A 13645-nucleotide genomic window follows, 5' to 3' on the forward strand; every position below is an offset into this window, starting at 1 on the left:
TGGTCACCCCCTCCGACGAAGGAGGCCCCGTGACCGAACGAAGCGAGAGAACCAGAAAGCACGGCCCGGTGGTCACCCCCTCCGACGAAGGAGGCCCCGTGACCGAGCGAAGCGAGAGAACCAGAAAGCACGGCCCGGTGGTCACCCCCTCCGACGAAGGAGGCCCCGTGACCGAGCGAAGCGAGAGAACCAGAAAGCACGGCCCGGTGGTCACTCCCCCCGACGAAGGAGGCCTCACGACCGCGTTGTGGGCGGTCGACGCGGGTGGGAGTACGACGACGGCGGTCCTTCCCGGGGCCGGGGAGGTCAGGACCTACGGGTCGGTCAACCCGGCCTCGGTCGGAGCCGGGCCGGCGGCGCGGACCCTGCGCGACCTGTTCGGTGACGTCGCGGCGGCGCTGGACGGGCGGGACGGTACGGGGTGGATCGCCACCGCCGCGGTCGACCTGGACGTCGGTGCGGACGAGCCGCTCCGCCTGCGCGACCTCGCGCGGGCGGCCGGTGTGCGCGGGCGGTTGCTGGTCTCCAACGACTGCGTGCCCTGGCTGGTCGCGCCGCCGCTCTCCGGCCGCGGTGTCGTGCTGGTGTGCGGCACCGGCTCGGGATTCGCCGCCGCCGACGGCGCGGACGCGCTGTGCCGGGTCGGCGGTTGCGAGTACCTCGGCAGCGACGAGGGCAGCGCCTTCACCCTCGGCCTGGACGGGCTGCGCGCCGCCGTCCGCGCCGTGGACGGACGCGGATCCGCGACCGCGATCGCGGCCCGGCTGACCGGTCTCGCCGGGGGCCGGTCGCCGGTGGAACTGGCCCGCGCGCTGGCCGCCGAGGCGTTCCCCAAGGCCGCGGTCGCCGCCCTGGCGCCGGCGGTCTGCGACGCCTGGCTCGACGGTGACGCCGTGGCGGCCTCGCTGGTGTCGGCGGCGGTCGGCGAGCTCGTCCTGGGCGTCCGTGCCGCCCGCGATCGCGCCGGGCTCACCGGCGCGTGGTCGGTGGCCGCCGGCGGCGGCGTCCTGCGCGGCTGCCCGCCGTTTCTGGCCGAGCTCGACCGGCGGCTGTGCACCGAGGCGGGCGCCGCCGAGGTCGTGCCGGTGGACCGGCCGGCGGAGGCCGTGTACGCGGCGCTGCGGAGCCTCGCACGCGACGACGGGGAGGTACGGCCGCCCGCGAGCGCGGTGGGCCACGCCGTCCGGTCGCTCGACCTCGACCCACGGGAGCACCGCACACCGCCCGCGAACGCGGGAGACCCCGCCGACGGGCCGCTCAATCTCCACCCAGCAAACAACCCCACACCACCCGCGAACGCGGCAAACCCCGCCGACGAGCCACCCGACCCCCACCCACCAAACCACCCCACACCACCCGCGAACGCGGCAAACCCCGCCGACAAGCCACCCGGCCTCCACCGACCGAACCACCGCGCGCGGTCCGCGCGCCGCCCCCTGCGGAGCCCCGGGGACCGGCCGGTGGGTGTCGGGCTGTGTCTCGCCGCCTGGGGCGGGTCGCGGCTGGACACCGCGTTGGAGCACGCCGCGCGCTGCGGTGTGGACGCGGTGGACCTGCCCACCGACAGCACGTCCGGCCTGGTCGACCTGGTGCGCTGGGCGCGGGACAGGGAACACCGGGCCGAGCTGCGCGCGGCGGTCGCCGGCACCGCGGTGGAGTGCGTGAGCAACAGCCGCGACAGCCAGTTGCTGCTCGGTCCGCACGGCCCGCACACCGACCCGGTCCTCGCGGGCTCGGCCGCGGACAAGCGGGAGCACGCGCTGCGATCCGCGATGGACACCGTGCGGCTCGCCGCCGACCTCGGCGCGCCCCACGTCCGGCTGATGTACGGGGTCCCGGACGTGGCGCGCTGGCTGTCGTGGTGGCACAGCGCGGTGAGCTGGGCGGACAACATCGCCCTCTGGTGCGAGGAGGCGCGGCCGATCCTGCGGCTGGCCGCCGAGCACGGCGTGACGCTCCTCGTCGAGCCGCACCCCAAGCAGGTCGTCTACGACCGGGCCAGCGCCCGGCAGCTCCTCGACGCGGCGGCCGAGACCGAGCCGTCGGCCTCGGTACGGCTGTGCGTCGACCCGGCCAACCTGGCCGCCACCGGCCACGACCCGGTCGACGCGGTCCGCGGCTGGGGCGCCGGCCTCGGCGCCGCGCACGCGAAGGACCTGCAGCGCTGGGGCCGTCCGGAGCCGCCGCCCGGGGCCGGCTGGTCGCGGTACGGGCCCGGACCGCCGATCCGGTTCCGTGCCCTGGGCGCCGGCGAGATGCCGTGGCCCGCGATCGTGTCGGCGCTGCTCGACGAGGACTTCCGCGGCGTCCTCTACGTCGAGCACGAGGACGCCCTGCTGCCGCGGGAGCAGAGCACGACGGCCTCCGTACGGCTCCTGCGCGACCTGCTGCCCCAGAGCGGCCCGCAGGGCCGCACCTGGTGACCCACGGCGGAAGGGATCGGATGATGCGTGATGTCCGTGCCGCGCTGCTCGCCGGCGGCCTCGGCGAGCGGATGGGCCGGCTGACCGACGACATGTGCAAACCACTCGTGCCCTACGCGGCGTCCTGCCGCCTGGTCGACTTCAGCGTGGCGAACGCCGCGCGGTCCGGGATCCCGGAGGTGGTGCTGCTGTCGATGCACCGCGAACGGGACCTGGTCCACCACCTCGCCACGTACTGGGACGGTGCGGGCGTCCGGGTCCACTTCGGCCCGCACGACACGCTGGTGCGTTCGGGCGACCTGCCGCCCGGGGCACCGCTGCCGCCACGGCCGCCCGAGTCGGGCACCGCCGACGCGCTGCTCACCAACGCCGAGTACGTGTTCGGGCCGGGCGTCCGCGACGTGCTGGTGCAGCACGCCGACCACGTCTACACCTTCGACTACGGGCCGATGGTGGCCGCGCACCGCGACGCGGGCGCGGACGTCACGATCGGCGTGCAGCGGATCGAGCGCCGCTTCGTGCGGCTGTTCGGCATGGTCGAGGTGGACGGGGACCTGCGGGTGCGACGGTTGGTGGAGAAGCCCGCCGAGCCGACGTCGGACCTGGTGTTCACCGCCTTCTGCCTGTTCCGCGCGGAAGTGCTGGAGAAGGTGCTCGGCTCGCTGGCGGCGCTCGGTGAGGACGGTTGGCAGCACGACATCAGCCGCGACGTGCTGCCCACGATGATCGCCGACGGCCGGCACGTGCTCGCGTACCCGGTCTCCGGCTACTGGGCCGACATCGGCACCGTGGAGCGCTACCACCTGGAGCAGATGAGGCTGCTGGAGCGGCCGAGCCCGCTGCCGCCGGCCGACCTGCCCCGGACGCTGGCCGGCGGTCCCCCGCGCTTCGACACGGAGACGCGCTGCCTGCTCGGCGACGGCGTCGTCGTGCCGGGCGACGCCGTCGTACGGTCCAGCGTGCTGTTCCCCGGTTGCGTGGTCGAGCCCGGCGCGCGGATCGAGCGCTCCGTGGTGCTGCCGGACGCCCGCGTACGGGCCGGCGCGCGGCTCGCCGACACGGTCACGGCGGTCGGCGAGGACCTGACCGGACCACGCACCGGCCTCGCCGGACTTGAACCCGCCTGACGCCGACCTCCGAAGGGACCTTCTGTGCGGCAGACGCACTTCAACGTACTGATCGTCGGTGGCGGCGCCGCCGGCTGCGTACTCGCGAACCGGCTCAGCGAGGACGAACGGACCAGCGTCGGGCTGGTCGAGGCCGGGCCCGACTATGGCACGTTCGACGTCGAACGCTGGCCGGCCGAACTCCTGGACGCGCGCTCGGCGGCCCGCGGGCACGACTGGAGCCCGGGGCCGTCCTGCTGCGCCCGCGCCCGGGTGATCGGCGGTTCCTCGGCGCACAACGGATGCTGGGCCACGCTGGGGGCGCCCGCCGACTACGACGCCTGGGCGGCGTACTCCGGCGGCTCATGGGACAACGCCACGCTGCGGCCGTACCTGCGGCGGGCGGTGAGCCGGCTGCGCGTGCGGCCCGTGGCGCCGGACGACCGCACCGCCTGGCACGAGGCGGTGATCGAGGCGGGGCGCGCGCTCGGCCTGCCGTACCTGGAGGACGTCAACGCCGAGCACGAGCGCGAGGGCGTGGGCTGGGTGCCGCTGAACGCCGTGGGCGGCACCCGCTGGCACACCGCGTTCGCCTACCTGGACCCGGCCCGCGACCGCCCGAACCTGCGGATCGTGGCCCGGTCCCTCGCCGTACGGCTGGAGTTCGCGGGCGAGCGGGCGACCGGGCTGGTCGTGGCGGGCGAGGACGGCGAGCGGCTGCTGACCGCCGACGCGGTGATCCTGTGCTGCGGGACGTACGGCAACCCTCCGCTGCTGATGCGCAGCGGGGTCGGCCCCGAGGCGGTGCTGCGCCGGCTCGGCGCGCCGGTCCTGCACCCGCGCGACGGCGTCGGGGAGAACCTCGTCGACCACAGCTCGCTCGGCCTGATGCTGGACCCGCTGGAGAGCCTGCACGCCGCGATGCCCGACGCGGCCGAGTCCTACTTCGCCCAGACGGTGATCAAGGCGCGCTCCAGTGTCGCCCGCGACGAGTTCTGGGACCTTCACATCGTGCCGTCGGCCGCGCCGGCCGAGGACGCGCAGGGCTTGTACAACGGGCCGCTGACGGCCGGGTTCTACGTGTTCGCGATGGCCCCGGACGCGCGCGGCTCCGTACGGGCCGGGTCGCTTGATCCGGAGGAGCCGCCGGTGATCGAGCACGGCTTCTTCACCGACCCCGAGGGCCACGACCAGCAGGTGGTGCTCGACGGAATCGACCTGGCGCACGAGCTGGCGCGCAGCGTGCCGCTGGCCGGTCTCGCCGGGCTGACGCCGTGGCCTGCCGAGCGCCGGGAGAGGGAGTCGGTGCTCGCGGACGCGAACGGCTACTGGCATCCGGTCGGGACGTGCGCGATGGGCCCCGAGGACGATCCTCTGGCGGTCGCGGACGAGCGCGGCCGGGTGCACGGCCTGGAGAACGTCTACGTCGCCGACGCGTCGCTGATGCCCCTCATCCCCCGGGCGAACACCCACCTGACGACCGTGGCGGTCGCCGACCGGCTCGGCGAGCTGCTGGCCGCCTCCCTGAGCGGCGCGCACGGAAGGAGTGAGGCCGGATGAAGGTCGGTCTGCTGTCCCCCAGCATGCCGCCGTTCGACTCGCCGGAGGCGGCACGCCTGATCGCGACGCTGGCCGAGCGGTACGGCGCGCACTCGCTGTGGGTGCCCGAGCACGTCGTGCTGCCCGCCTCCTACGACACGCCCTACCCCTACTCCGCCGACGGGCGCATGCCGGTACCGGCCGAGTGGCCCTACCCCGACCCGCTCGCCTGGCTCGGCTACGTCGCCGGGCTGACCTCCACGGTCCGGCTGGTCACCGGGATGCTGATCCTGCCGCAGCGCAACCCGGTGGTGCTGGCCAAGGAGACCGCGACCCTCGACTTCCTGTCGGGCGGGCGGCTGTCGCTCGGCGTGGGCCTCGGCTGGTTCCGCGAGGAGTTCGAAGCCGTGGGCGTCGATTTCGACGACCGGGTCGCCCGGTTCGAGGAGTACGTCGGGGTGCTCCGCGCGCTGTGGAACGACGAGGACTTCGACGGACGCCACCACCGGCTGAAGGGCGTGCGCTGCCGACCGAGACCGGTGCGGCCGGGCGGCATCCCGCTGATCATGGGCGGGCACAGCGTCGCGGCGGCACGCCGTGCGGGACGGCTGGCCGACGGGTTCTTCCCGGCGGTCGCCGACCCGGCACCGCTGTTCGCCGAGTGCCGGCGGGCCGCGGAGGCGGCGGGCCGCGACCCGGACGCCATCGAGCTGGTCGCCGAGGCCGCCCCGCCGACCGCCGAGCGCGCGGCGGAGCTGCGCGCGATGGGCGTCTCGATCGTGCTGGTCTACCCGCCGCAGGTGCCGGTGGACGAGCTGACCGACGCCTTCGCCGACTTCGCCGACCGCGTCCTGGCGTCCCTCGCCGCGCTCTGACCCGACGCCGGGAGCCCGGCGCCCCACAGGCGTCACGTCCCGGTCACCCCCCGGCCATCGACGCGTCCTCCGCCGGTCGATCACGGCGCGGAGAATCACCGCTAAATGCGGCGGATACTCTCGATCGGACTGGCGGTGGTTCTGCTCGCCGGCGTGGTGATCGCACTCTTGCGGGGACACGGCTCGTCCCACCGGACCACCACGGTCCACGGCGTCATCGGCTCGGAGAAAGAGGCGTTCTTCGCCGACCCCGCGGTGCGGAAGGCGTTCGCCCGCGACGGGCTCACGGTCGAGGTCGACTCGGCCGGGTCCCGCCAGATCGCCACCTCCGTCGATCTGAGCCGGTACGACTTCGCGTTTCCCTCCAGCGCGCCGGCGGCCGACCGGATCCAGCAGCAGCGGCACGTCACCGCCCGGTACGCGCCGTTCGCGTCGCCGATGGCGATCGCGACGTTCCAGCCGATCGCCGATCTCCTCGCCGGCGCCGGCGTCGCGAAGCGGCAGGGTCCGGTCTGGACGTTCGACGTCTCGCGCTACCTCGGGCTGGTCGCGCGGCACACGCGCTGGGACCGGCTCCCGCACAACACGGCGTACCCGGTGCGCCGGGACGTCCTGGTCTCCACGACCGACCCGCGCAGCTCCAACTCGGCCGCCATGTACCTGGCCATCGCCTCGTACGTGGCCAACGGCGACGCGGTCGTACGGGGCGCGGCGGAGGAGCGTCGCGTGCTGCCCACGCTGACGGGGCTGTTCGTCGACCAGGGCTACACCGACAACACCACCGAGGGCCCGTTCGCGGACTACCTGTCCCTCGGCATGGGCAAGGCGCCGCTGGTCTGCGTCTATGAGGCGCAGTTCGTCGACGCCGCCGTACGGAATCTGCTGAAGGCGGGGATGGTGCTCATGTACCCCACGCCGACCGTGCAGTCCCGGCACACGCTGATCCCGTTCGACGACGGGGGCGACCGCGTCGGGCGCCTGCTGACCTCGGACCCGGAGCTGCAGCGGCTCGCCGCCCTGCACGGCTTCCGCACCGCGGACCCGGCACGGTTCGCGGCGGTGACCGCCGACCATCACGTGCCCGTCCGCACCGACCTGATCGACGTGGTCGACACCCCCTCCTACGACACCCTCGAACACCTGCTCGCCGGGGTCGCCAAGGCGTACGGGTGAACGCCGCCATCGAAGGAGAGAACCCCATGGCAGAGACCGGTGACCTCTTCCTGTCACCGCCCGAGCCCGTCGCCGCCGTGCCGGCGGAACGGGCCGAGACCCTCATCCCCCTCGACGACGCGACACGCGACGCCCTGACCGAACGCGCGCGTGCGTACGTGGACGAGCTGGCCGGCCTCGACCCGCGCAGCCCGGAGTTCCTGGCCAAGATCGGGCAGGTGTCCGGTCTCGGGGCCGGCGAGATGCGCTCGTCGGCGCAGGCCGCGAACCGGATGCTGAACCGCTCCGTCGCCGCCCTCTCCGGGGCCAGGGGCGAGGCGGCCGACGCCCAGAAGCGGGTGGCCGGCGGCCTGGTGGAGCTGCGGCGCACGGTCGAGGACCTCGACCCGAAGGACGCCGGCAGGCTCACCGGCCGCAGGCTGCTCGCCAAGCTGCCCTTCGGCCGGTCCCTGCGCGACTTCGTGTCCCGCTACCAGTCCGCGAACGTCAACATCAACAAGATCGTCGCCTCGCTGCGGTCGGGCCAGGACGAGCTGCGCCGCGACAACGCCGCGATCCAGAACGAGCGCGCCGCGCTGTGGGCCACGATGGGCAAGCTCCAGGAGTACGCGGTGCTCGCCTCGGCGCTGGACGCCGCGGTCGAGGATCGGATCCGCCAGACGCCCGACGAGGAGAAGGCGAACGCCCTGCGCGCCGACGTGCTGTTCCCCGTACGCCAGCGCCACCAGGACATCCTCACCCAGCTCGCCGTCTGCGCCCAGGGGTACCTGGCGCTGGACACCGTGCGCCGCAACAACGACGAACTGGTCAAGGGCGTCGACCGGGCGGCCACCACCACGGTGTCGGCCCTGCGGATCGCGGTCACCATCGCCGCCGCCCTGTCCAGCCAGAAGCTCGTGATCGAGCAGGTCAACGCGTTGCGCGGCACGACCGAGGACATCATCGCCGCGAACGCCGAGATGCTCGAGAGCCAGAGCGGGGAGATCCAGCGCATCGCGGCCGACCCGGCCGTCGGGCTGGAGACGCTGCGCAAGTCGTTCGAGCAGATCTACCGGACGATCGACACGATCGACGCCTACAAGGTGCAGGCGGTGGAGAACATGCAGTCCACCGTGGAGGCGCTGGGCGCCGAGATGACCCGGGCGAGCGCCCACCTCGCCCGCGCCCACGAACGGGGCGAACTCGCGTGAGGACGTGGCGGCTCGCGGCGGTCGCGGGCGCGCTGAGCCTGGTCGCCGCGTGCACCGGTGGCGGCGACGGCGACTCCGGCGGCCGTGGCGGGACGGTGCGGATCCTGGCGGGCAGCGAGCTGGCCGACATGCGGCCGATCCTCGACCAGGCCGAGAAGGACATCGGCGTAACAGTCAAGGTCGACTACACCGGCACGCTCGCCGGGGTCCAGCAGGTGCTCGACGGATCGGCGGGCCGCGGCCACGACGCGATCTGGTTCTCCTCCAACCGCTACCTCGCCCTGCACCCGGCCGCGCAGAGCCGGCTCGGCCCCTCGGTCAAGATCATGTCCTCCCCCGTGCTGCTCGGGCTGCGGGCGTCGGCCGCGCACCGGCTCGGCTGGGACCGCACGCGGCCGACCTGGGCCGCGATCTCCGCCGCCGCGGCGGCCGGGAAGTTCACGTACGGCATGACGAATCCGGTGTCGTCCAACTCGGGGTTCTCCGCGCTCGTCGGCGTGGCCGCGGCGCTCTCCGGCACCGGATCGGCCCTCGACGCGCCGGCCGTCGAACGGGTCGCGCCGAGCCTGCGGGGGTTCTTCTCGGCCCAGCGGATCACCTCCGGCTCCTCCGGCTGGCTCTCAGACACCTACGCGGCCGACCCGGGCCGTGCGGACGGCCTGGTCAACTACGAGTCCGTGCTGCTCACGCTGAACGCCGCGCACCGGCTGCCCGAGCCGCTCACACTCGTCTACCCGGCCGACGGCGTGGTCACCGCGGACTATCCCCTGACCCGGCTGTCCTCGGCCTCGCAGCGGGCGTCGGAGGCCCTGCGCTCGCTCACCGACTACCTGCGGCGGCCCGCCGTCCAGCGACGCGTCATGACCCTGACGCACCGCCGGCCGGCCGTGCCCGAGGTCCGTCCCGGCGCGGAGTTCGGGGCCCAGCCGCCGGAACTGCCGTTCCCGGCCCGTCCCGAGGCCGCCGACGCGCTGATCGACGCGTACTTCAACCGCCTGCGCCGCCCCGCCCGCACCGTGTACGTCCTCGACGTGTCCGGGTCGATGCGCGGCGCACGGCTGGCGGCGCTGAAGGCGGCGCTGGCCGCGCTGACCGGCGCGGACACGTCACTGTCGGGGCGCTTCCAGCGGTTCCACGACCGTGAGCAGGTGACGCTGCTGCCCTTCAGCAGCACGCCCCGGCGGCCCGCGACGTACGTCCTGCCCGCGACCGGGTCCGCGGCGACGCTGGCGCGGATCCGCGCCGACACGGAGAAGCTGACCGCCGGGGGCAGCACCGCGATCTACGAGAGCCTGGAGCAGGCGTACTCGGCGATCGGCACGTCCTCGGCGACGGACCGGATCACCTCGATCGTGCTCATGTCGGATGGGGAGAGCAACCAGGGCGACTCGTTCGCCGACTTCCGCTCCTGGTACGGGCGGCAGCCGCTCGCGCTGCGGCGGATCCCGGTGTTCGCGATCCTGTTCGGAGAGTCGGCGACGAGTGAGATGAACGCCCTCGCCGCGCTCACCCGCGGCCGTACCTTCGACGCCCGGCTCCAGTCGCTGTCCGCCGTCTTCGGGGAGATCCGTGGCTACCAGTAGGTGGTGGCGGTACCTCGGTTCGGCCAAGAACCTCGCCGGCTGCCTGGGCGGGCTGGCCGGCCTGGGACTGTACTTCGCCGGGACGGCCGGGCCGTACTGGCCGGTCGTCGTGGCCGGCCTGTACGGCGCGGGGGCGCTCATCGCACCGCCGGAGAAGGTCCGGCTGGTGATCGACGACACCGTCGCCGAGACGTCGCGGCTGCGCACGGACCTGGACGGGCTGGTCGCGCGGGTCCCGGCGCACCGGCTGCCGGCGCCGGCCGTGGAACGGTTCGAGGAGACCACGGCGATGCTGCGCGACGTGCTGGAACGCGCCGACCTGCTCAGCCTCTCGCCGGACGCGCTGTACGAGGTCTCGCGAGCCATCCGCACCGACCTGCCGACGAGCCTGGAGTCCTACCTCAACCTGCCGCGCTGGTACGGCGCGCGGCACGGCGGCGACGCCACGAAGGAGCTGACCACCCAGCTGGACCTGATCGCCGACTCGGTGTCCCGGACGGCCGGCGAGGTCTACGCTTCGGAGGAACGGCGGATGCGCGACCACACGCGTTACCTGCGCGACCGGGACGCCGAACCCCCACCCGTCTGACACCGTCCGTGCAACTGTCAGCGCGGCTGTCAGCGGGTCTTCCTCCCGCGTCTCCCCCGCGCCACGCCGGGCGGTCGTGACGGCTTGACTGTGCGTGTCAGGCATTAGAGCCTTGAGGCAGCACCGCCCGCGCGACCGGGCGACAGGTCCAGCAGTGCGGCTCCTCGTCCCCGACTCCGAGGCGGCTCGTCGATGCCATCCACTACCCGTTCTCCGCTCTCGGTCACCACGGTGTCCGGGGCGACGGTGGGGACGTTCCCGGCCGAAGCCGACGCCTCCAACGCGACCGCGATCCGCGACCAGTTGCTGCGCCTGATCGGCGCCGGCGCCGGCCCCCTGGTGCTGGATCTGACGGCCACCGAGTTCTGCGACTGCGCCTGCGTCGGCGTCATCCTGCGCGCCGGACGGGAGGCGGCGGCCCGGCGTACCCGCATCTGCCTGGTCCTGCCGCCGGCCGGCCCGGTCCGCCGGATCGCCGCCATGACGGGCCTCGACCGGCGGTTTCCGGTGGAGGCGAGCGTCGCCGGCGCCGTCCCCCGGTGAACCCTCGCCGGGCCGGCGGCCGTGTTCTTCGCGGAGACCGGTGGCGGTCACGGGAGGACACGTGGAAGAGACCGGCTACGACGGCTGGGCCGACCTCGCCGCACAGCGGCGCGCCGAGGACGAGGCTCTCGTCCGCGAGTACGCCGCGGGCGAGGGCCGCGGCCTGGACATGCGCCCGGTACGCGGGTTCGTACGGCACGTTCGCCGCGACATCGGCCCGAAGGGCGTCATCTCGCGCGTCCAGATGACGGCCAAGGAACGCGGCCACGAGATCGTCGTCTGGTACTACTTCCCGCGGAAGGGCCCGGGTGCCCCCGTCCCGAAGACGGCCACGACCACGCGGCCGCGTCTCGGCGAGGCGCCGAGGCCGGACGGCGACGGCCTGGCCGCGCTCGCCCGGCCCTCGGTCACGCCCCCGGCGTCGCCGTCCCGGCCGCCGTCAACGCCGGCGACGGGCGGAACGGCCCGCGCCTCCGGCTGACGCGAGTCGGCGAGGTGGCGGACGCGGGCCGGGGCTCCGTGGCGCGACTCGCCCGGACGGTGCGGGCGATGATCATCCGTCGGACCCACCGTGAGGCGGCTCGACTTGGTCGATCATCTGCTCGCTCCATGCCCGGATGGCCGCGGCCTGCTCGGGCGTGAGCGAGTCGAGGAAGTAACGGCGGATGTTGCCGGCGTGCCCGAGGATGGCGCTCTGCGCGGCGCGGTGGCCCGTGGCGGTCAGCCCGATCCGGGTGCGGCGGCCGCCGGCCCCGCACTGGGTGCGCTCCACGAAGCCGCGGTTCTCCATGCGCGTCAGCTGGTGGGAGACGCGGCTCTTCTCCCAGGCGAGCGACTCGCAGAGCTCACTGACGCGCATCTCGCGGCCGGGCGCCCGCGACAGCGTCACGAGCACGCTGAACTCGGCCTTCGAGATGCCGAAGTCGCGCCGCAGAACACGATCGAGCTCCTGGGTGAGCACGCGCTGCGCGCGCATCCAGAGGTCCCAGAGCTCCCACTCCTCGGGTTCCAGCGTCCGGGTCTCCGCCATGGCGGGAATCCTACCGACGAACGGGAGTTGACGCGTCAACTTCACGATCTCTAGAGTTGATACGTCAACTCTTCCCTGGCATGCATGGAGGCCCGATGAGGACACTGTTGCGCGGCGGCATGGTGGTCAGCATGGACCCGGCCGTGGGCGATCTCCCGGAGGGCGACGTGCTCGTCGAGGACGGCCGGATCGCCGCGGTCGCCGCCGCCGTCGACGCGACGGACGCCGAGGTCGTGGACGCGACGGGCAAGATCGTGATGCCCGGCTTCGTGGACACCCACCGGCACACCTGGCAGACCGCGTTCCGCGGCATCGGCGCGGACTGGACCTTCGACCAGTACCGCGTCGCCATGCACGGCACGCTCAAGCCGCACTACCAGCCGGAGGACGTGTACCTGGGCAACCTGCTCGGCCGGATCGAGGCGCTCGGCTCGGGCGTCACGACCATGATCGACTGGTTCCACTGCTCCGACCGCCCGGCGAACGCCGACGCCGCGATCCAGGCGCTGCGCGTGGCGCCCGGCCGCTCGGTGTTCTGCTACTGCGCGGGCACCGCCGACGAGCCGGACATCGCGGCAGAGGTGACGCGTGTGCGGTCCCAGCTGCCCGGCGACGGCATGATGCTGGGCCTGCGCGGGCCGCAGCTGACCACGATGGACACCACCGCCGCCGATGTCGCGCTGGCACGGGAACTCGGGCTGCGCGTGAGCGTGCACGTGCACTCCGCCACCGGCTGGCCCAGTGGCCGCCGCCCGATCGCCGACATGCGGGACCGCGGACTGCTCGACGATCGCACGACCTTCGTGCACTGCAACGGCGTATCCGACGACCAGGTGGCGATGATGGCCGATGCGGGGTGCTCGGTGTCGATCAGCCCGGACGTCGAGTTGAAGATGGGCATGGGCTGGCCCGAGACCGGCCGCATGCTCGCCGCCGGGATCCGCCCGTCGCTGTCGGTCGACGACTGCCCGTCCGCCGGCGGCGACATATTCGCCACGATGCGCACGGCGTTCGCCGTGCAGCGCGGCCTGGGCGGCGGCCTCACGGCACGGGATCTCGTCGAGTTCGCCACGGTGGACGGCGCCCGAGCGTGCGGGCTCGACGCCCGGACGGGCAGCATCACCGTCGGCAAGGACGCCGACCTGATCCTGCTCGACGCCGAGGACCCCTCGATCTTCCCGGTCACCGACCCCGTCGGCGCGGTCGTCGCCGCCGGGCATCCCGGCCTGGTGGACAGCGTCTTCGTCGCCGGCCGGGCGGTCAAGCGGGACGGCCGGCTGCTCGGCGTGGACCTGCCGTCGCTGCGCGCCCGGCTGCTGGAGTCCCGCGACCGGATCGCCGCGGCCGCCGGCATCGCGGTCGACGGCTCGTGGACGCCCCCGGCAGGGTGAGCCCGCGCCCCCTACCGCCGGGTGGTGAACTCGGTGCTGCAGGGATCGCCCCGATGGCGCGGGCGTACGCAGATCCACTCCTCGCCGACGCGGCGTACGAGGTGGTCCTCGCGCTCGACCAGCAGGAGGAGGACGTCGGCCAGAACGGCCTGATCGGTGGCGACCATGGGTCGATTCTCCCAGCCGGTACCGACAGTTTTCGG

Annotated in this window: 13 protein-coding genes; 11 read left to right on the top strand and 2 right to left on the bottom strand. The window is 73.8% G+C overall.

The window, feature by feature from the left end:
• The first annotated feature begins 167 nt into the window (after positions 1 to 167).
• The 10 genes from QSK37_RS45785 (at position 168) to QSK37_RS45830 (ending at position 11502) form a co-directional block, all read left to right on the top strand.
• The gene (locus QSK37_RS45785; RefSeq protein WP_285634647.1) at positions 168 to 2423 is read left to right on the top strand and encodes a TIM barrel protein; all 2256 of its coding nucleotides are present in this window, start codon (positions 168 to 170) and stop codon (positions 2421 to 2423) included.
• A 23-nt stretch (positions 2424 to 2446) separates the two neighbouring features.
• Positions 2447 to 3550: a sugar phosphate nucleotidyltransferase gene (locus QSK37_RS45790; RefSeq protein WP_285634650.1), complete on the top strand. Its 1104-nt coding sequence runs from the start codon at positions 2447 to 2449 to the stop codon at positions 3548 to 3550.
• A gap of 24 nt (positions 3551 to 3574) precedes the next feature.
• Positions 3575 to 5089 carry a GMC family oxidoreductase gene (locus tag QSK37_RS45795; protein WP_285634654.1) on the top strand — a complete coding sequence of 505 codons (1515 nt, stop codon included), beginning with the start codon at positions 3575 to 3577 and terminating at the stop codon, positions 5087 to 5089.
• Positions 5086 to 5943 carry a TIGR03619 family F420-dependent LLM class oxidoreductase gene (locus tag QSK37_RS45800; RefSeq protein ID WP_285634657.1) on the top strand — a complete coding sequence of 286 codons (858 nt, stop codon included), beginning with the start codon at positions 5086 to 5088 and terminating at the stop codon, positions 5941 to 5943. The genes QSK37_RS45795 and QSK37_RS45800 overlap by 4 nt, the downstream gene beginning before the upstream one ends.
• Positions 5944 to 6048: 105 nt before the next feature.
• Entirely contained in the window at positions 6049 to 7116 is a 1068-nt protein-coding gene (locus QSK37_RS45805) for a hypothetical protein (RefSeq protein WP_285634660.1), read from the top strand.
• A gap of 26 nt (positions 7117 to 7142) precedes the next feature.
• Entirely contained in the window at positions 7143 to 8306 is a 1164-nt protein-coding gene (locus tag QSK37_RS45810) for a toxic anion resistance protein (RefSeq protein WP_285634663.1), read from the top strand.
• Complete coding sequence (locus QSK37_RS45815; RefSeq protein WP_285634666.1) at positions 8303 to 9889, top strand: vWA domain-containing protein; 1587 nt, start codon at positions 8303 to 8305, stop codon at positions 9887 to 9889. The genes QSK37_RS45810 and QSK37_RS45815 overlap by 4 nt, the downstream gene beginning before the upstream one ends.
• Positions 9876 to 10478, top strand: coding sequence for a hypothetical protein (locus tag QSK37_RS45820; RefSeq protein WP_285634669.1), 603 nt, complete (start codon positions 9876 to 9878; stop codon positions 10476 to 10478). The genes QSK37_RS45815 and QSK37_RS45820 overlap by 14 nt, the downstream gene beginning before the upstream one ends.
• A gap of 192 nt (positions 10479 to 10670) precedes the next feature.
• Entirely contained in the window at positions 10671 to 11021 is a 351-nt protein-coding gene (locus QSK37_RS45825; RefSeq protein WP_285634671.1) for an STAS domain-containing protein, read from the top strand.
• Between the two features lie 61 nt (positions 11022 to 11082).
• Positions 11083 to 11502 carry a hypothetical protein gene (locus tag QSK37_RS45830; RefSeq protein ID WP_285634674.1) on the top strand — a complete coding sequence of 140 codons (420 nt, stop codon included), beginning with the start codon at positions 11083 to 11085 and terminating at the stop codon, positions 11500 to 11502.
• Positions 11503 to 11574: 72 nt separating this feature from the next.
• Here QSK37_RS45830 and QSK37_RS45835 read toward each other — a convergent pair whose 3' ends face one another.
• Positions 11575 to 12051 (bottom strand): MarR family winged helix-turn-helix transcriptional regulator, encoded by a 477-nt coding sequence (locus QSK37_RS45835; RefSeq protein WP_285634677.1) that lies wholly within the window; start codon positions 12049 to 12051, stop codon positions 11575 to 11577.
• Positions 12052 to 12146: 95 nt separating this feature from the next.
• On the opposite strand from QSK37_RS45835, the gene QSK37_RS45840 reads away from it, so the two are divergent.
• A complete protein-coding gene (locus QSK37_RS45840) occupies positions 12147 to 13442 on the top strand; it encodes an amidohydrolase family protein (RefSeq protein WP_285634680.1) in 1296 nt (431 codons plus the stop codon).
• An 11-nt stretch (positions 13443 to 13453) separates the two neighbouring features.
• Here QSK37_RS45840 and QSK37_RS45845 read toward each other — a convergent pair whose 3' ends face one another.
• Entirely contained in the window at positions 13454 to 13609 is a 156-nt protein-coding gene (locus tag QSK37_RS45845) for a hypothetical protein (protein WP_285578574.1), read from the bottom strand.
• Between the last annotated feature and the right edge of the window lie 36 nt (positions 13610 to 13645).

The sequence above is a fragment of the Actinoallomurus iriomotensis genome, from assembly GCF_030269445.1.
GTDB classification, from domain to species: Bacteria; Actinomycetota; Actinomycetes; order Streptosporangiales; family Streptosporangiaceae; genus Actinoallomurus; species Actinoallomurus iriomotensis.

Bases quoted from the DNA above. Each gene is read 5' to 3' on its own strand.
- QSK37_RS45790 (WP_285634650.1), top strand. From the start codon at position 2,447: ATGCGTGATGTCCGTGCCGCGCTGCTCGCCGGCGGCCTCGGCGAGCGG.
- QSK37_RS45800 (WP_285634657.1), top strand. From the start codon at position 5,086: ATGAAGGTCGGTCTGCTGTCCCCCAGCATGCCGCCGTTCGACTCGCCG.
- QSK37_RS45805 (WP_285634660.1), top strand. From the start codon at position 6,049: ATGCGGCGGATACTCTCGATCGGACTGGCGGTGGTTCTGCTCGCCGGC.
- QSK37_RS45810 (WP_285634663.1), top strand. From the start codon at position 7,143: ATGGCAGAGACCGGTGACCTCTTCCTGTCACCGCCCGAGCCCGTCGCC.
- QSK37_RS45825 (WP_285634671.1), top strand. From the start codon at position 10,671: ATGCCATCCACTACCCGTTCTCCGCTCTCGGTCACCACGGTGTCCGGG.
- QSK37_RS45835 (WP_285634677.1), bottom strand. From the start codon at position 12,051: ATGGCGGAGACCCGGACGCTGGAACCCGAGGAGTGGGAGCTCTGGGAC.
- QSK37_RS45840 (WP_285634680.1), top strand. From the start codon at position 12,147: ATGAGGACACTGTTGCGCGGCGGCATGGTGGTCAGCATGGACCCGGCC.
- QSK37_RS45845 (WP_285578574.1), bottom strand. From the start codon at position 13,609: ATGGTCGCCACCGATCAGGCCGTTCTGGCCGACGTCCTCCTCCTGCTG.